Origin of the sequence: Kitasatospora sp. NPDC005856, from assembly GCF_040629945.1 — a bacterium.
Taxonomy (GTDB): domain Bacteria; phylum Actinomycetota; class Actinomycetes; order Streptomycetales; family Streptomycetaceae; genus Kitasatospora.
In genome coordinates, this window is the sequence record NZ_JBEXWT010000073.1 from 15,962 (window position 1) to 33,196 (window position 17,235).

At 74.9% G+C, this 17,235-nt stretch carries 13 protein-coding genes and 1 pseudogene; 8 read left to right on the top strand and 6 right to left on the bottom strand.

Annotated elements, in window-relative coordinates; genetic code table 11:
* Positions 1-123: 123 nt before the first annotated feature.
* A complete protein-coding gene (locus ABZ449_RS31865) occupies positions 124-852 on the top strand; it encodes a hypothetical protein (RefSeq protein ID WP_360353105.1) in 729 nt (242 codons plus the stop codon).
* A 105-nt stretch (positions 853-957) separates the two neighbouring features.
* On the top strand, positions 958-2,688 hold the full coding sequence (polX, locus tag ABZ449_RS31870; protein ID WP_360353106.1) for a DNA polymerase/3'-5' exonuclease PolX: 1,731 nt from the start codon (positions 958-960) through the stop codon (positions 2,686-2,688).
* Positions 2,689-2,730: 42 nt separating this feature from the next.
* On the opposite strand, the gene ABZ449_RS31875 is transcribed toward polX, so the two are convergent.
* Entirely contained in the window at positions 2,731-3,600 is an 870-nt protein-coding gene (locus ABZ449_RS31875; protein ID WP_360353108.1) for a carbohydrate kinase family protein, read from the bottom strand.
* Positions 3,601-3,612: 12 nt separating this feature from the next.
* The gene (locus tag ABZ449_RS31880; protein ID WP_360353110.1) at positions 3,613-4,689 is read right to left on the bottom strand and encodes a pseudouridine-5'-phosphate glycosidase; all 1,077 of its coding nucleotides are present in this window, start codon (positions 4,687-4,689) and stop codon (positions 3,613-3,615) included.
* 318 nt (positions 4,690-5,007) lie between these two features.
* Between ABZ449_RS31880 and ABZ449_RS31885 the strand changes: the two genes are divergently transcribed.
* A complete protein-coding gene (locus ABZ449_RS31885) occupies positions 5,008-6,672 on the top strand; it encodes a peptide-N4-asparagine amidase (RefSeq protein WP_360353111.1) in 1,665 nt (554 codons plus the stop codon).
* A 401-nt stretch (positions 6,673-7,073) separates the two neighbouring features.
* Here the strand turns inward: ABZ449_RS31885 and ABZ449_RS31890 are convergent, their stop codons facing one another.
* Positions 7,074-7,766 (bottom strand): response regulator transcription factor, encoded by a 693-nt coding sequence (locus ABZ449_RS31890; protein ID WP_360353113.1) that lies wholly within the window; start codon positions 7,764-7,766, stop codon positions 7,074-7,076.
* Between the two features lie 88 nt (positions 7,767-7,854).
* Here ABZ449_RS31890 and ABZ449_RS31895 point away from each other — a divergent pair, with 88 nt between their 5' ends.
* On the top strand, positions 7,855-9,438 hold the full coding sequence (locus ABZ449_RS31895) for a metallophosphoesterase family protein (protein ID WP_360353115.1): 1,584 nt from the start codon (positions 7,855-7,857) through the stop codon (positions 9,436-9,438).
* Positions 9,439-9,495: 57 nt separating this feature from the next.
* On the opposite strand, the gene ABZ449_RS31900 is transcribed toward ABZ449_RS31895, so the two are convergent.
* A complete protein-coding gene (locus tag ABZ449_RS31900; protein ID WP_360353117.1) occupies positions 9,496-10,812 on the bottom strand; it encodes a histidine kinase in 1,317 nt (438 codons plus the stop codon).
* Positions 10,813-11,082: 270 nt separating this feature from the next.
* On the opposite strand from ABZ449_RS31900, the gene ABZ449_RS31905 reads away from it, so the two are divergent.
* Positions 11,083-11,688, top strand: a complete 606-nt coding sequence (locus ABZ449_RS31905; protein WP_360353118.1) for a hypothetical protein — start codon at positions 11,083-11,085, stop codon at positions 11,686-11,688.
* A 159-nt stretch (positions 11,689-11,847) separates the two neighbouring features.
* Positions 11,848-12,582 carry a (2Fe-2S)-binding protein gene (locus tag ABZ449_RS31910; RefSeq protein WP_360353119.1) on the top strand — a complete coding sequence of 245 codons (735 nt, stop codon included), beginning with the start codon at positions 11,848-11,850 and terminating at the stop codon, positions 12,580-12,582.
* Positions 12,583-12,621: 39 nt separating this feature from the next.
* On the opposite strand, the gene ABZ449_RS31915 is transcribed toward ABZ449_RS31910, so the two are convergent.
* Together ABZ449_RS31915 and ABZ449_RS31920 are read right to left on the bottom strand one after the other, a co-directional pair.
* Positions 12,622-13,428, bottom strand: coding sequence for a hypothetical protein (locus ABZ449_RS31915; protein WP_360353121.1), 807 nt, complete (start codon positions 13,426-13,428; stop codon positions 12,622-12,624).
* Between the two features lie 52 nt (positions 13,429-13,480).
* Positions 13,481-14,233, bottom strand: a complete 753-nt coding sequence (locus ABZ449_RS31920; protein ID WP_360353123.1) for an FCD domain-containing protein — start codon at positions 14,231-14,233, stop codon at positions 13,481-13,483.
* Between the two features lie 336 nt (positions 14,234-14,569).
* Between ABZ449_RS31920 and ABZ449_RS31925 the strand changes: the two are divergent.
* Positions 14,570-15,981 (top strand): annotated as a pseudogene (locus ABZ449_RS31925) (APC family permease).
* Positions 15,978-17,228 (top strand): CoA transferase, encoded by a 1,251-nt coding sequence (locus tag ABZ449_RS31930; protein WP_360353125.1) that lies wholly within the window; start codon positions 15,978-15,980, stop codon positions 17,226-17,228. The pseudogene ABZ449_RS31925 and the gene ABZ449_RS31930 overlap by 4 nt, the downstream one beginning before the upstream one ends.
* The last annotated feature ends 7 nt before the right edge of the window (positions 17,229-17,235 follow it).

Consider the following 17,235-nt stretch of genomic DNA (forward strand, 5'->3'; position numbering starts at 1 on the left):
CCCGGAGCGGGATTGTCACCCGGGCGGTCGAGGCGCAGGCTGGCAGGAAGGGCCCGGAAGTCGGCCCACCCCGGTCGGGCGCGGATTCGATGACGGCCGCCGGGGAGCACGAGGGGCAGGGCGATGGCACGCGGGAGGCTCTGGGGCTACGTCGCGTCGGGGGCCCGGGCGCTCGGCGCGTTGGGCGGTACCGTCGGCGCGTTCGGCGGCGCGGGCGGCGCCGGCCGCCTGGGCGGCGGGTCGGGGCGCCCGGGCGCGCCGACGACCACCGAGGCCGAGGAGGCCCGCGGCCCGCTCCCGCCGGGCGCGATGGCCGCGCCCAGGTCGCTCTCCCGCACGGAGCTGGAGCGGCTGCGCTGGACCGGCCGGCGGGCCGGCTGCGAGCCGATGGCCCGGCACGTCCAAGTGGCCGACGTGGTCCGCCGGGTGGTGCGCGGCGGCGGCCGGGCGGCGGCCGTCACGGTCCTGGTGGCGCCCGGGCTCCCCGTGGTGGCCGGGGACGCCCGCCGGCTGGAGGCCGCCGTCGCAGGACTGGTCGACCAGGCGATCCGGCGCAGCCCACCGGGCGGCCAGGTGCTGCTCCGGGCCGACGTGGCGGGCGGCGCGCCCCCGCTGCGGTCGCCCGGACGGACCGCGGTGACCGGCGGCCGGGTGGAGATCCGGGTCTGCGACCGGGGTTCCTACGAGCCGCCCGGGGAACGCGAACGGCGGATCGCCGGTGCACGGGCCGACGACCCGGTGGGGCCCGCCCTGTACAGCCTGGTGGAGGCCGCGGGCGGCCGGCTCGCCGTGGAACCCACCCCCGGCGGTGGGCTGACCGTCGTCCTGCTGCTGACCGTCGCGTACGACTGACGGAGTACCGCCCGATCGACTCCGCCCGATCGACTCTGCCCGGTCGACTCCGACCGACCGGACGCACACCCGGCGGGCCCGCCCCGCCCCACCTAGACTTGCCGCATGCCCCGGCTCAACGACCAGGTCAGGGAACTGCTCCAGGAGTACGCCGACCTGATCAACATCACCGGCGGGGACGCCTTCCGGGCCCGCGCCTACGAGAAGGCCGCCCGTGCGGTCGGCGGCCACCCCGAGGACCTGGCCGGCCTGGACGTCAAGGGCCTGCAGCAGATCCCCGGCGTCGGGAAGTCCACCGCCGAGAAGATCGCCGAGTACCTCGCCACCGGGACCTTCCCCGCCCTGGAGGCGCTGCGTGCCGAGATCCCGTCCGGCGTACGGGAGATGATGGCCGTCCCCAGTGTCGGGCCCAAGCGCGCCCTGGCCCTCCACCGCGACCTCGGGATCTCCTCGGTGGACGAACTCGCCGCGGTCGCCCGCGCGGAGAAGCTCGCCGACCTGCCCGGCTTCGGTGAGCGCAGCGGCGAGAAGATCCTGCACGGCATCGAGCTGATGCGGCGCTCCGGCGGCCGCACCCTGCTGGACACCGCCTCCGAGCTGGCCGAGCAGCTGGTCGACGCGCTCTCCGCCGTCCCCGGCTGCACCCGCTGCGCGTACGCCGGCTCGCTGCGCCGGATGCGTGAGACGGTGGGCGACATCGACGTGCTCGCGACCGCCGAGGACTCCGCCCCGCTGATGGCCGCGCTCACCCAACTCCCCTACGTCGCCGAGGTGATCGGCAGCGGGAGTACCAAGACCTCCGTCCGTACCACCCAGGGCGTACAGGTGGATCTGCGGGTCGTTCCGGAGGAGGACTGGGGAGCGGCCCTGGTCTACTTCACCGGATCGAAGGCCCACAACATCAAGCTGCGCACGATGGCCGTCCGGGCCGGGCTGAAGCTCTCCGAGTACGGGCTGTTCGAGGTGGACGGCGGCGCCAAGGTGGTCTCGGAGACCGAGGACGAGGTGTACGCGGCACTCGGACTGCCGTGGATCCCGCCGCCGCTGCGCGAGGACCGGGGCGAGATCGAGGCCGCGCTGGACGGCGGACTCCCCGACCTGGTCCAGGAGTCCGACCTGCGCGGCGACCTGCACACCCACACCGACCTGACCGACGGGCTGGCCACCCTGGAGGAGATGATCGACAACGCCGCCGCCCGCGGCTACTCCTACTTCGCCGTCACCGACCACGCCCCGGACCTGGTGATGCAGCGGATGACGGACGAGAAGATGCTCGCCCAGCGCGAGCAACTGCGCCGACTCGCCGACCGGCACAAGAAGTTGCGCCTGCTGCACGGCACCGAGCTGAACATCGGCCCGGACGGCGGGGTGGACTGGCCGCCCGAGTTCCTGGCCGGCTTCGACGTCTGCGTGGCCTCCGTGCACTCGCACTTCGCCCTGGACCGGGCCGCCCAGACCCGCCGGCTGATCCGTGCCTGCGAGAACCCGTACGTGCACGTCATCGGGCACCTCACCACCCGCCGGATCGGCCGGCGCGGGCCGATCGACGTCGACCTGGACGCGGTGTTCGAGGCCGCCGCGCGCACCGGCACCGCGATCGAGATCAACAGCTCCCCGCAGCGGCTCGACCTGCGCGACGAGGACGTCCTGCGGGCGAAGCGGCACGGCGTGCGCTTCGCGATCGACAGCGACGCCCACGCCACCGGCCACCTCGCCTACCCGCGCTACGGCATCGGCACGGCGCAGCGCGGCTGGCTCACCGCCGAGGACGTGGTCAACACCTGGACCTGGCAGAAGCTGAAGCACTTCCTCCGCAAGGACGCGGTGCCCCGGTAGCCCCGACCGGGTGCCGCGGTCGACGGGCGCCCACCCGGAACGTCACTCCCCGCCGCAGGAGGCTCCGGGCGAGGCCAGCACCCGGGCCGCGCAGCGGTGCCCGAGCACGGCCGCGTGCGCGAGGCCCCCGGTGTCCAGGAACCCGGCCAGGAACCCCGCCGCGAAGGCATCCCCGGCCCCGGTGAGGTCGCGCACCTCGGCCACCGGCGGCACCGGCACCATGACCAGCGGCTCACCGGGCACGTCGACGGCGGTCGCCTCGGCCCCCGCCTTGGTGACCACCGTGGTGGCCGCCAACCGGGCGCGGCCCGGCCCGGGCAGGCCGCCGACCAGCAGCCCGAGGAACTCCGACTCGGAGCGGTCGGCGAACACGAAGGTCGGCGCCAACCCGGCCAGCAGATCGAGGAATCGCTCCCGTCCGAACCTCTCCAGCATGCCGGTCGAGGAGGCGTCCACCGAGGTGGTGCCGCCCGCCCGCCGGACCCGGACGAGCGCGTCCACCGCCGTGCCGCCGACCGGCTCGCCGTCGAAGGAGTAGGCCGGCACGTGCAGGTGCGTCAGTCCGGCCAGCCACTCCTCCGGGACCCGCTCCAGCAGTGTGGCGGCACCCCGGTCGGGCAGCATCGTCCGTTCGCCGTCCTGGTCGATCAGCACCACGACGCTGCCGGTCCGGCCGCGTCGGGAGACCCGCACGTCGACGCCGTGGCCGGCCAGTTCGGCGACGACGCCGTCACCGACCGCGTCCTCGCCGACGCAGCCGAGGAAGCGGGCCGGGTGGTGCGCGGCGGCGAAGCGGGCGACGTTGGCCGCGCTGCCGCCGCGCCGCCGGAAGACCCGGGCGCCGGAGTCGGTGCCGTGCCGCAGCGGGCCGTCGGCCCAGACCACGATGTCCTCGACGAGGTCGCCCAGCACCCCCAGCACGGTTCAGGCCCCGGTCTCGGCGACGACGGCCGAAGCGGCGCCACCGGCCGAAGCCCGACCGGCCGCACCACCACCGGCCACGGCATCATCACCGGCCACGGCATCACCACCGGCCACAGCATCACCACCGGCCGAACCAGCCCCGGCCACAGCACCCGCGGCCAGCGCGGTCGCGATCTCCCCGCCGAGCCGGACGTTGCCCCGGTACACCTCGACGTTGACCTCCAGGCTGCGCCCGCCGGTGTCCCGCCGGATGAAGTCGAGCAGGAACGGTGTGGAGGCGTTGCCGGTGACGCCCCGGCGCTCGGCCTCCGCCCAGGCACGGGCGAGGATGCCGTCCAGCTCCTCGGGCGGCAGCTGCTTGGCCGGATCGACCGGATTGGCGACCAGGACGGCCTGCGGCAGTTCGAGACGGTCGCGGGACTCGATGATCCTGGCGGCCTGCTCGGGCGATTCCACGCTGAAGTTGACCTCGTGGCCGGAGTCGGTGACGTAGAAGCCGGGGAACCTGCGGGTGCGGTAGCCGATGACCGGGATGCTGTAGGTCTCGAAGCGCTCCAGGGTGGCCCGGATGTCGAGGATGGACTTCACTCCGGCGCTGATCACGGTGATCGGGGTGGCGGCCAGGGTGGTGAGGTCGGCCGACTCGTCGAAGCTCTCCGAAGCGCCGTAGTGCACGCCGCCGAGACCGCCGGTGGAGAACACCCGGATGCCCGCGCGGTGGGCGAGGAAGGAGGTGGCGGCGACGGTGGTGCCGCCGTGCCGGCCGAGTGCGGCGACCACCGGGAGGTCGCGCAGGCTCACCTTGTCCAGGCCGTCGACGGCGGACAGTTCGGTGATCTGCTCGGTGCTCAGCCCGACCGTGGGCACCCCGCCGTGGACCCCGATCGTGGCCGGGACGACGCCCGCCGCGCGCAGCTGCCGCTCCGCCTCCAGCGCGACGGCCAGGTTGCGCGGCCGGGGCAGGCCGTGGGTGAAGATGGTCGACTCCAGGGCCACCACGGGCCGGCCTTCGGCGAGGGCCCGGGCGACCTCCTCGGAGACCTGGACGGCGGGAGCGGTGGGCGGAAGTCCGGTCATGAGGCGAACTCTCTGTGAGGATTCCACTGCGGTGGGCGACGCGTCGTTCAGCGTAGGGACGGTTCGCACCGGAATCCAGAGTGCGTCCGACCGGGAGGCCACCCGCGACACCGAGAGCACCGAGAGCGCCCGGAGCGCCCGGGGCACCCGGGGCACCCGGGGCACCCGGGGCACCCGGGGCACCCGGGGCACCCGCGACATCAACAGCACTGACGGCGCCAATCCTTGACGCCGACATGCCATCACCGGAAGGATTCCCGGATCATCCGACCGGCCCGCGGCACCCGCCCGCGGGCCGCCCGACCCCGGGAACCCGCCTTGGCCCTGCGCCCGTTGCTCCGCCGCGCCGCCGGTCTGATCGGCGCCGCCGTCCTCACCCTGGCCGGCACCCTCACCGCCGCCGGCCCGGCCCACGCCGACTTCGGCACCGACTACCACGACCCGGTCACCGCCACCAAGCCGCTCACCCGCCCCGACACCCGCTCCTGCACCGTCGAGGCGATGCACGAGCGCGAGTTCCGCAACGGGTACGGCAACCCGCCGGACACCCCGTACCGCACCACCCTCACCCCGCCCGCCGACTGCGCCGGCCCCTGGTCGGCGGTGGTCCTGGACCTCCACGGACAGGTCGCCGGGCGGCAGTTCGACCGGATCTTCAGCGTCCGCGTCGGCGGCGTCCAGGTGCTGCTCTCCTCCACTCCCGAGCCGTCCAAGGACGGCATCGCCTGGAACCTCGAGCACGACGTCACCCGCTACGCCCCGCTCTTCACGGGCGGCCCGCAGGAGTTCTCCTTCGACCTCGCCAACGTCACCGACGCCACCTACACCGGTGTCTTCACGATCACCGCGAGCCTGACCTTCTACACCGCCGACGACCGCCGGCCCGCCGCCCCCACCGCCGACCGACTGCTCACCACCGGACCGTTCGGGCTCACCCAGGCCGCGCCCACCGCCGGACGCGAACTCACGTTCCCGCAGAACCTCGAACGCCTCACCGCCGAGGTGTACGCCCGGGGCGGCGGCGCCTGCGAGGAGTTCGCGTACGCCTCCGCGCCGGACGCCTTCGCCGCCGCCAACCCGGGCACCGGCATCTGCGGCAAGGGCCCGTTCCGCGAGCTGCGGCTGACCGTCGACGGCCGGGTGGCCGGCGCGGTCTGGCCGTACCCGGTGATCTACACCGGCGGCTGGGACCCGCTGCTCTGGCGGCCCGTACCCGGTGTCTTCGCCTTCGACCTGCCCGCCTACCGGCTCGACCTCACCCCGTACGTCGGGCTGCTGCTGGACGGTCGGCCGCACACCGTGGGCGTCACCCTGAACACCGCCGAGGCTCAGAGCAACGACCTCTGGACCGGCCAGGTCAACCTCTTCGCCGAGACCGACCACGGCGCCGCCCGCACCACCGGACAGCTCACCGACCACCGGGTCGCCCCGGAGGCCACCGTCGCGACCGACCTCGCCGACCACGGCGCCGGCAGCGGCGACTGGACGGTCACCGCGGCCCGCAACGACCTCGCCCGGGGCTGGGTACAGACCTCGCACGGCCGGATCACCACCGAGGTCCGCGACGAACTCGCCTTCCGCTCCACGCAGCGGCTGCGCGACTCGGGCAATGACATCTCGCTGCGCAACGGCACCGACCTCACCCGCACCACCGCCACCTGGGGCGGCGGCCCGCACCGCACCACCACCGTGCACGAGGGCGAACCGCTGGACGTCGACTACCGGGTGAGCCGCGACGCGGCCGGCAACACCGACCAGACCACCGCCATGGACCTCGGCTACCACCGCGAGACCACCGCGGCGACCGGCGGCCACGTCACCGAGCGCTCGACCGTCGACCACACCCTGCGCCCCACCGCCCGGCGGCACGACGGCGACCGCACCGTCCGGACCGGCAGCAGCGCCGAGGAGTACCGCAGCACCGGGCCGGAGGGGCCGTACCGCCGGACGCTGAACTTCGTGGACGGCTGGCCGCGCTCCTGAGCGCCGCGCCCCGGCCGCCGTCCCCTCACCGCGCCCTGGCCGCCCCTCGCCCGCCCCTCAGTGCGCCCCGGGTTCACCCCCCGCCGCCCGAGTTGCGAAAATTGTCGGATTCATGCTGTTCACCCCTGGTGCACGGCCCGTAGGAGGCGCATGATGGGAGGTGGACCTGCGAGGTAGCTGAAGGAAGTTCGACCGCAGGAGGCAGTGGCGACGGATCGAGACGGATCAGGGTCTGCCGCTGGATAACTACCTCGGTCGACGATCGAACTACCGGCCGGAGGACGTCACGTCCGGAGGCCACCCCCACCTCGTGGGTTCCGCGCGTCCACGGAGCATCCCCTCGGCCCCGTGGACGCGCTGCGTGGTGCTCCCATGGACGACTCCCCCGCCTCGGCCGCCCGCTACCGCGCCCCCGCCGCCCAGCCCATCTCCCAGGCGTGCACCGCGATCCCGACCCGGTTCGCCACCCCGAGCTTGCGCTGGATGCTGGCGACGTGGGTCTTCACCGTTCCCGGCGAGATGAACAGCTCCGCGGCGATGTCCGCGTTGGTGCGGCCCGCGGCGACGTGCCCGGCGATCTCCACCTCCCGCTCGGTCAGCGGCACCACCGGCGCCGACCGGCCGCGCTCCGGACGGCGCGGCGCCGTCACGTGCCGCAACAGCCGGACGGTGACCGACGGGCTGATCAGGCTCTCCCCGTCCGCCGCCGCCCGCACCGCCTCGGCCAGCAGGGACGGGCCGGAACGCTTCAGCAGGAAGCCGGACGCCCCGTGCTGTAGGGCCGGGTACACGTACTCGTCCAGGTCGAAGGTGGTCAGCACCACCACCCGCACCGGCTCGGCCACGCCCGGCCCGGCCAGCCGCCGGGTCAGTTCCAGTCCGTCCATCCGCGGCATCCGGACGTCCACCAGCGCGACGTCCGGCCGCAGTTCGGCCGCCAGCTCCAGCGCGGCCAGCCCGTCCGCCGCCTCGCCCACCACCTCGATGTCCGGCTGGGCCGTCAGGATCCTCCGGACACTGCGCCGGACGGCCTCCTGGTCGTCAGCGATCAGGGTGCGGATCACCCGCGGGCCCTCGCCGTTCGTACTCGTCACGACCAGCAGTGTGGCGCACGGGTGACGGACGGGAAAGTTCACGCGGCGGAACCGGCCCGGTTCACCTTCGTCGGATGGGCTGGCCGCCATGACTGATTCCAGTGGACGTCCCTCCGTCAGCAGGCGCGGGCTCCTGGCCGGTGCGACCGGTGTCGGCCTCGGTGGTGCCGTCTCCCTCTCCGGCGTCTCGGCCACCCCCGCCGCCGCCTCCCCGCTGCTCTGGCAGCGGCCGGACCGCTCCGGCGCGCCCCGCGTGGCCGGCCTGCACCTCCAGTTCGGCTCGGACGCCTCGCGCGAGGTGGTGGTCTCCTGGCACACCACCCGGTCCGTCGGCAACCCGCGTGTGACGTACGGGACTTCGAACAACGGCTTCGGCCGGACGGTCCAGGCCTCGACCCGCACCTACCGGGACGCGGCCTCCGGCACCGAGGTCCAGGTGCACCACGCCCGGCTGACCGGCCTGCACGCCGACACGGATTACGTCTACGCCGCCGTCCACGACGGCACCACCCCCGAACTCGGCACCGTCCGCACCGCCCCGCGCGGCCGGTCCGCCTTCACCTTCACCAGCTTCGGCGACCAGGGAACCCCCACCCTCGGCAGGAAGACCGCCACCGGCTACGTGAACGACAACCTCGGCAGCCCGGCCGCCGGCGACACCACCGCCGGGGTCGAGCGGATCGCCCCGCTGTTCCACCTGCTCAACGGCGACCTCTGCTACGCGAACATCGCCACCGACCGGGTCCGCACCTGGTCCGACTGGTTCGAGAACAACAGCCGCTCGGCCCGCCACCGCCCCTGGATGCCCGCGGCCGGCAACCACGAGAACGAGAAGGGCAACGGGCCGATCGGCTACGGCGCCTACCAGGCGTACTTCGAACTCCCGGACGCCCGCTCCGACGCCGAGACGCACGGCCTGTGGTACTCGTTCACGGCCGGCTCGGTACGCGTGATCAGCCTCAACAACGACGACGTGGCCTACCAGGACGGCGGCAACAGCTACGTCCACGGCTACTCCGGCGGCGCCCAGCAGCGCTGGCTGGAGCGGGAGTTGATCGCGGCCAACGCGGACCCGGGGATCGACTGGATCGTGGTCTGCATGCACCAGGTGGTGATCTCCACCGCCGACAAGTTCAACGGCGCCGACCTCGGCGTCCGCGAGGCCTGGGTGCCGCTGTTCGACAGGTACGGCGTGGACCTGGTGGTCTGCGGCCACGAGCACCACTACGAGCGCTCGCACCCGATCCGCGGCCAGCAGCCGACCGACACCCGCACGCCGATCCCGGTCTCCACCCGGACCGGGACCATCGACACCACCAAGGGCACCGTCCACATGGTCATCGGCGGCGGCGGCACGTCCGTCCCGTCCAACCAGCTGTTCTTCAACCCCGCCAAGGCCCGGGTGATCACCGGCGTCGGCGCCGTCGACCCGGCCACCGGCAAGCGCCCGCCGGTGTACGTGATCGAGGACGCCCCCTGGTCCGCCTTCCGGGACGCCGACAACCCGTACGGCTTCGCCTCCTTCGACGTCGACCCGGGCGGCCGCGACGGGCGGACCACCATCGGCGTCACCTACTACTCCGTCAGCGGCCCGTACGGGGACCTCGTCCCGGTCGACCGCTTCACCCTGACCCGCCCGCGCGGCAGCCGCGGCGGCGGCCGGGTCCTCTGAGCCTCCGAGCGCACCCGGGGATGGCACCGAGCGGTGCCGCCCCCGGGTGCGCTCGTCTCAACACCCCGGCAGGGAGCAGCTGACCCGCCAGCCCGTGGGGGTGCCCGGACCGGCGGTCAGCGAGCCCCCGTGGGCGGCGGCGCGGGCGGTGAGTCCGGCCAGACCGGTGCCGCCGGCGCCGGGACGGCGGCGCAGCAGTGGCTTGCGGGCGGGGCCACCGCCGTCGGTGACGGTCAGCTCGACGGCGCCGTGCTCGCCGGGGGCCACCCGGACGGTGAGCTCGGTGGCCTGCGGGGCGTGCCGGCGGATGTTGGTGAGCGCCTCCAGGACCACGGCGTACGCGGTCGCCTCGGCCTCGGCGGAGAGCCGGCCGGCGGTGCCGGGCGCCAGCTCGGCGGTGGCGCGCAGGGCGCCGGTGGAGCCGAACCGGGCGACCAGCTCGGGAAGGTCGGCCAGGCCCAGCCGACGCGTGGTCGCTCCGCCCGCCTGCCCCTCCCGGTCCGACGGGTCGGGGCTGTCGGGGCTGTCGGAGCCCCCGGACCGGGAGGAGCAGGAGGAGCCGTCGGACCGGAAGGAGCGGTCGCCCCGGCCGCCGTGGCCGCTCGGCTCGCGCAGGGCGCCGACCATCTCGTCCATCGAGTCCAGCGCCCGCAGCCCGGCCTCCTCCAGGCGGCGCAGCAAGGCGGCCGTCTCCTCCGGCTCCTGGTCCGGGAGTTGGCCGGCCTGGGCCTCCAGCACGATGCCGGTGATCTCGTGGGCGACGAAGTCGTGCAGCCCCCGGGCCACCTCCAACCGCTGTTCACGCCGGGCCCTGGCCACCGCCCGCTCCCGGCGGGTGTCCAGGACCCGCAGGTAGAGGGCCGCCCCCGCGACACCGAGCAGCGGCAGCAGCGAGAGCAGAACCCCGACCACCGGCCCGGCCACACCGCCCTGCGGCGTCCGCAGGGCGAACCGCAGCGGCAACAGCACGGCCGCCGACCCGACCAGCCCGCCGACCGGGCCGGCCCAGCGGTCGGGCAGCCGGCGGACGGCCCGGAAGAGCAGCCCGAGCAGGGCGAGCCACTCGAACGGCAGCCAGAACGCGGGCAGCCGGTACGGACCCGCGTAGACCACGTCGACCAGCAGCGAGGCCCCGGCCGCCACCCCGGCGGCCGAACCGAGCGTGATCCGCCCGGCGGGCCAGGGCAGCAGCGCCGCCACCGCGGCGAGCACCGCCGTCAACGCGAGCAGCGCGGCCGCTCCCCGGGCCTCCGGTTGCGCCAGCAGGACGGGCGCCGACAGGGCGAGCGCGGAGACGGCGGCGAGCGGCCGACGGATCCGGGCCGACCGCGACCGCGCGGGATCGGGGTGAGCGAGGGCAGAGTCGGTGCGCACCCGGCCGAGCCTACGGGCAGCTCCCCCGGGGGAGGCGGAGTCCTCCTCAGGAGGGACCGGTCCGGCGCCAACTCCCCTCCGCAGCGGGAGGTCTGCACGACCGGGCGCGAGCATGATCGGTGGCGTCGGAACACCCACGTCGGAGACACACACGTCGGAAGCACCCGCGTCGAAACACCCACGTCGGACATCCGCACCACACGCTCGCACCGGACACCCGCGTCGGACCAGTCACGCGGAACACCCCCGCCGAAGGAGACCCGAACCGCCATGAACCGCCGCTTCGCCACCGCAGCAGTCTCACTCCTCCTGCTCGCCGTGACCGCCGCCACCGCCGCACCGGCCGCCGTCGCGGAACCGGTCCCGGCCGAGTCGGCCACGGTACCGGTCAGCGCGTCGGTCCGCGCCGGGGAACCGGCCGCCGCGGCAGGCGACTTCGGGCCGGTCGCGGTGCGCGGCACCGGCGACACCGTCCTCACCGCCGCCTTCCAGGGCTTCGAGGGCGACCCGGTGCGGATCTCGGTGGACGCCCGCGCCGCCACCAACACCGATCCGCGCAGCACCGCGGGCCACTTCCACGTCCGTCACGTGCACACCGACGGCCGGCTGGTCGCCGACTTCGAGGGCGACGTCACCTGCCTGGCCGTCGGCGGCCGGGGGGCCATCGCCACCGGGGTGGTCACCAAGGGCGAGGCGCCGTGGTTCCCGGGCCTGGAGCTGGTCGGCCAGAAGGTCGCGCTCTCGGTGGAGGACAACGGGCGGCACGGGGACCGGATGGGCTGGGTCTGGGGCGCGTTCGGCCAGCCGGTGTCGGACTGCCAGGGCACGGTAGCGTTCATCCGCACGACCAGTGGTGACTTCTCCGTGCGCAGCTGACACCCGGCCGACCGGGCCCACCTGGGCCGCTCGGGTCCGACCGGGGGCTGCGCACGCCGTCCGAGCACCCGCAGACCTGGAGGCCCCGTTGTCCCTCGACCATCCGAGCACCCCGCCGGCGGCGGGCGCGGGGTTCAACGACCTTACAGGGGAGGGCCGTTGAACCCCGTTCCCGACCGGCGGCCGCCCGACTACGCCCGGCTCGCCGCCGTCGGGCCGTACTTCGCGCTGGACACCTCGCCGACCGGGCGGCCGCCCGAGGGCTTCCTGCCGCTGGCCGAGCTGTACGGCACCGGACCGGACGCGCCGCTGGCGGCGCGGCTGCGGGTGGTGGCGCGGCGACTCGGCACCGGCGAGCTCCGGGTCGCCGCCTCGATCCTGCATCTGGGGCTGGCCGCCCGCTTCTGGTCGGTGGGGCTGGGCTCGGCCGTCCTGCTGGGGACGGTCCCGACCCTGGAGCACGCCTGGGTACGGATCCCGGACCAGGGCCCGCTCGACCTGTGGACGCCACCCGAGCCCGCCCCGAAGGCCGCCGGCACGCTGGCCGACCAGCTCCACGAGGCCGTCCTGCTGGGCCAGTTGGCGCCGCTCGCGGAGGCCGTCCGGGCCGCCGCCCCGCTCTCCCCCCGCCTGCTGCTCGGCAATGCCGCCTCCGCGCTGGCCGGGACGCTGCGGGTTCTGGACGCCCATGCACCGGACGCCGCACGGACCTTGGCAGCGGAGCTGCTGGAGCGTCCGCCGCTGGCCGGATCGGGCACCCTGTGCACCGGGCCGCGCGGCACGGCGTTCCGGCGGAACAGCTGCTGCCTCTACTACCGGGTCGGTCCGGGTGCCGGGCTCTGCGGGGACTGCTGCTTCAGCACGCCGCCCGGCCGCGGGAAGCGGAACGAGTAATACCTTCACAAATGAAGGTCATATGCCCTTCCGTCGACGTCAGCCGCGCACCACGGCCCAGTCCACCGCCGCCGACGGCACCCCGGCCCGCTCGGCCGCCGGATCCGCGAGCAGCCCGCGTGCCAGCGAACCCACCGGCAGGACCGGGGTGGTGGCGGCCAGTACCCTCCCCTCCCCGTCGAGCAGCGCAGCGTCGCCGGGCAGCGCCCGCAGCGGCGGCACCAGCAGCCGCTCCAGCGCGGCCAGCGGCACGTCCCCGGCCGCCACCCCGACGAATCCCGCGCCCGGGACGACCACCGGCCGGGCGCAGCACAGCACGTACCGGTCGGCACAGAGCAGGTCGACCTGCGGCCCGGCCACCGCGGACCGCCCCTCGTCCCGGGGCCGGGCGAACCAGGGCAGCACCCGGTAGTCGTAGAACTCGGCGTCCGCCGGGTCGAGTGCGAGCCGCAGCCGTCGCTCCCCCGTCCCGCGCGCGCCGCGGTACCACCACTCCACGTGCAGGTCGGCGTCGGCGAGCGCGCCGGGCGCCACGACCGCTCCGCAGCCGAACCAGCGCGAGCCCGGCCGCGCCAGCAGCTCACTCACCACCCCGTGCACCGCGGCGAGTTCGGCCGCGGCGGGCCGCCGCCCCTCGGTGGCCGCCCGGGTCCAGCAGTCGGCCGCGGCCGCCCGCAGGCCGTCCAGTTCGGCGAGCACCGCGTCGACGGCGACGGCGACCTGCCGGGCGCACCGCTCGACGGCGGCGGACCCGCCCAGGACGGGCCCCGGGGCGACGGACTCACCCGGGACGGCCCCGCCGACGGCTCGGCCCACGGGCAGGCTGGTGCTGAACGCGCTGGTCATGACGGCTCCGGCAGCGAGGGAGGGATCCGGGAACGACGGCAGGGCCCCCGGCTCAGCCGTCGTCCGCCAACTCCAGGTGCCGCCGGACCAGATGGTGCACGCAGGCCACCGCGTGCGCCTCGGCGGCGGCCCGGGCGCCGGCCGCGTCGCCGGCCAGCACGGCGACCAGGATCTCCCGGTGCTGCTCGGCGAAGCGTTCCTGGTCCGGCCCGTGCGGGGCGGGCAGCCAGAGCAGCGGGCCGAGTTCGGCCTGGAGCCGGACGGCGAGCTGGGTGAGCCGCACCGACTGGGCGGCGACGGCGAGTTCGATGTGGAAGCGGGCGTCGGCGCGGCGCTGTTCGGCGGGCCCGGCGGCGTCGCGCAGGTCGTGCACCAGCCGGGTGAGCCGGGGGCCGAGGTCGGCCGGGGCCCGCTCGGCGGCGAGCCGGGCGGCGGTGCCGAAGACGGCCAGTTCCTCGTCGCCGAGGTCGCGCAGGTCGACGGTGGCGAGGTCGCGCAGCCGGGCGAGCTGGAGGTGTTCGGAGCCCTCGGCGGGGGTGCGGACGAAGCTGCCGCCGTTGCGTCCGCGCCGGGTCTCGATCAGCCCGGCCTCGCGGAGCAGGGCGAGGGCCTCGCGGACGGTGCCGTTGGCGACGCCGAGCTGGTCGGCCAGGTCGTTCTCGCTGGGCAGTTGGTTCCCGTCGGCGACCAGCCCGAGGGCGATCGCCTCGGTGATCCGGCGGGCCACCGCGTCGGCGCGCCCGAGGTCGGCGAGCGGCGCGAGGACGGCGCTGAGCAGCGGGGTCGCACTGCCGATGGTCGTCACACCGTTCCCCTCCTCGGTAGCCCGTCGCCGGGTCGTCGCCGGGTCCGCACCGGGCCGTCGCCGGATCACCCCGGACCGGATGTCTCCCGCAGGGTACCCCCGGTCTGGCGCGCACTCTTGCCGCTAGAAACTCAATCTCGTATGTTTTCCCGCAACCTCGGCCCGAGCAGCGCCCCACAGCACCCCGCAGCATCCCGCAGCGCTCCCCCACGCATCACGACACGTTCCCAGGAGCAGGTCATGACCGATGCCAGTGCACGTGCCACCGTCCACTCCCCCGACCCGGACGCCGAACGGCTGGCCGCCCTCGGCTACACCTCCGAGTTCAAGCGCGACATGAGCCTCTGGGCGAACTTCTCGCTCGGCTTCACCTATCTCTCCCCCGTCGTCGGCGTGTACACGCTCTTCGCCTCCTCGCTCCAGACCGCCGGGCCGCCGATGGTCTGGAGCTTCCTGATCGCGGGCCTCGGCCAGCTGCTGGTGGCTCTGGTGTTCAGCGAGGTGGTCGCCCAGTTCCCGGTGGCCGGCGGGGTGTACCCGTGGGCGCGCCGGCTCTGGGGCCGCACCTGGGGCTGGCTGACCGGCTGGGTCTACCTGCTGGCGCTGATGTCCACCATCGCGGCCGTCTCCTACGGCGCCGGCCCGTACGTGGCCGCCCTGCTGGGCGTCGAGCCGAGCACCGCGACGACCGTCTGGTGCGCGCTCGGCCTGCTGGCGCTCGCCACCGTGATCAACCTCGGCGGCACCCGGGTGCTGTCGGCGGCGGCCGTGTTCGGCTTCGCCGCCGAGCTGCTCGGCGCCCTGGCGGTCGGCGCCTGGCTGCTGCTGACACACCGCTACCACGGCCTCGGTGTGGTCTTCGACCGCTTCGGCGCGGGCGGCGACGGCGACTACACCGACGCCTTCCTGGCCGCCGGACTGATCGCGGTCTTCCTGTTCTTCGGCTTCGAGGCCTGCGGCGACGTCGCCGAGGAGGTGCCCGACCCGGGTCGACAGATCCCAAATCGATGCGGCGCACCATCTACGTCGGCGGCGCGGCGGCGATCGGGGTCAGCCTGGCGCTGGTGATGTCGATCCAGGACATCGGCGCGGTGGCCTCCGGCGACGACAAGGACCCGGTGGCCAAGGTGCTGCACGACGCCTTCGGTTCGGCCGGCGCCCGGGTGGTGATCGGCGTGGTGCTGATCTCCTTCCTGTCCTGCGTGCTGAGCCTCCAGGCGGCGGCGAGCCGGCTCGCCTACTCCTTCGCCCGGGACCGGATGATCGTGGGCAGCCGGCTGCTGGCCACCGTCTCGGACCGGCTGCGGGTGCCGCCGTACGCGCTGCTGCTCGCCGCGGTGCTGCCCGGTGTGATCATCGTGGCCGCCTCGGCGCTCTCCGAGGGCGCCCTCACGGAGATCATCTCCTTCTCCAGCATCGGCATCTACCTGGCCTTCCAGATGGTGGTGCTGGCCGCCCTGCGGGCCCGGCTGCGCGGCTGGCGCCCGGGCGGGGACTTCCGGCTCGGGCGCTGGGGCCTGGCGGTGAACATCGGCGCACTGGTCTACGGCGTCGCGGCGATCGTCAACATCTGCTGGGGCCGCACCCCGGACGCCGCCTGGTACGACAACTACCTGGTACTGCTCTCGGCGGTGGTCGTGCTGGCGGCCGGCGGCCTCTACCTCCTGCTGGCCCGTCCGCACCTGCGCGGCGACGCCCCCTCGGGCGACGCCGCGGCCGCGGCCGAACCGGCCGGGGTGCGGGCATGACCGGGCTCCCGCTGGACGGCGTCCTGGTGGCCGACTTCGGCCGGGTCCTCGCCGCGCCGTACCTGACCATGCTGCTGGCCGACCTCGGCGCCGACGTGATCAAGGTCGAGCAGCCCGGCACCGGTGACGACACCCGCGCCTGGGGCCCGCCGCACGCCCAGGGCGAGGCCACCTACTTCCTCTCCGTCAACCGCAACAAGCGCTCCCTCACCCTCGACCTGCGCGACCCCGCCGACCACGCCCGCGCCGTCGAACTCGTCCGCCGCGCCGACGTGCTGGTGGAGAACTTCCGCCCCGGCACGATGGCCCGCCACGGCCTCGGCCCGGACCGCGCCCAGGCCCTCAACCCGCGGCTCGTCTACTGCTCCATCACCGGCTTCGGCCCCGGCAAGGGCGCCGAACTGCCCGGCTACGACCTGCTGGTGCAGGCCGTCGGCGGACTGATGTCGGTGACCGGCCCGGCCCCCGGCGAGCCGGTGAAGACCGGCGTCGCCCTGGTGGACGTGCTGACCGGACTGCACGCGGCGGTCGGCGTGCTGGCCGCGCTGCGCGAACGCGAGACCACCGGCCGGGGCCAGCTGGTGGAGCTGAACCTGCTCTCCACGCTGCTCTCCGGCCTGGTCAACCAGTCCGCCGGCTACACCCTGGCCGGCGCGGTGCCGGGCATCCTCGGCAACCGCCACCCGTCCATCGCCCCGTACGAGGTGTTCACCGCCGCCGACCGCCCGCTCGTCGTCGCGGCCGGCAACGACCGGCAGTTCGCGGCGCTCTGCCGGGGTGTGGGCGCCCCGGAGCTGGCCGGCGACCCGCGCTTCGCCACCAACTCCGACCGGGTCGCGCACGTGGCCGCGCTGGCCCGCGAGCTCTCCGCCAGGATCGAACGCCACACCGCCGCCGAGTGGTTCGCGGTGCTCACCCCGCTCGGCGTGCCCTGCGGACCGGTCAACGACCTGGCCGGGGCCTTCGACCTCGCCGACTCGCTCGGCCTGCGGCCCCGGGCGCCGGTGCCCGGACCGGACGGCCGCCCACTGGACCTGGTCGCCAACCCGATCGGCCTCTCCCGCACCCCGCCCCGCTACCAGCTGCCCCCGCCCCGGCTCGGCGAGCACACCGCCGAACTGACCGCCTGGCTGGACACCCCGTACGACGGGCCCGCGCACCACAAGCCTCCGCACGCCGAAGCCCCGCACGACGGAGCGCCGCACGAAAAGCCCCTGCACGACGAGGACTTCGAGGACCGCCCATGAGCACCCC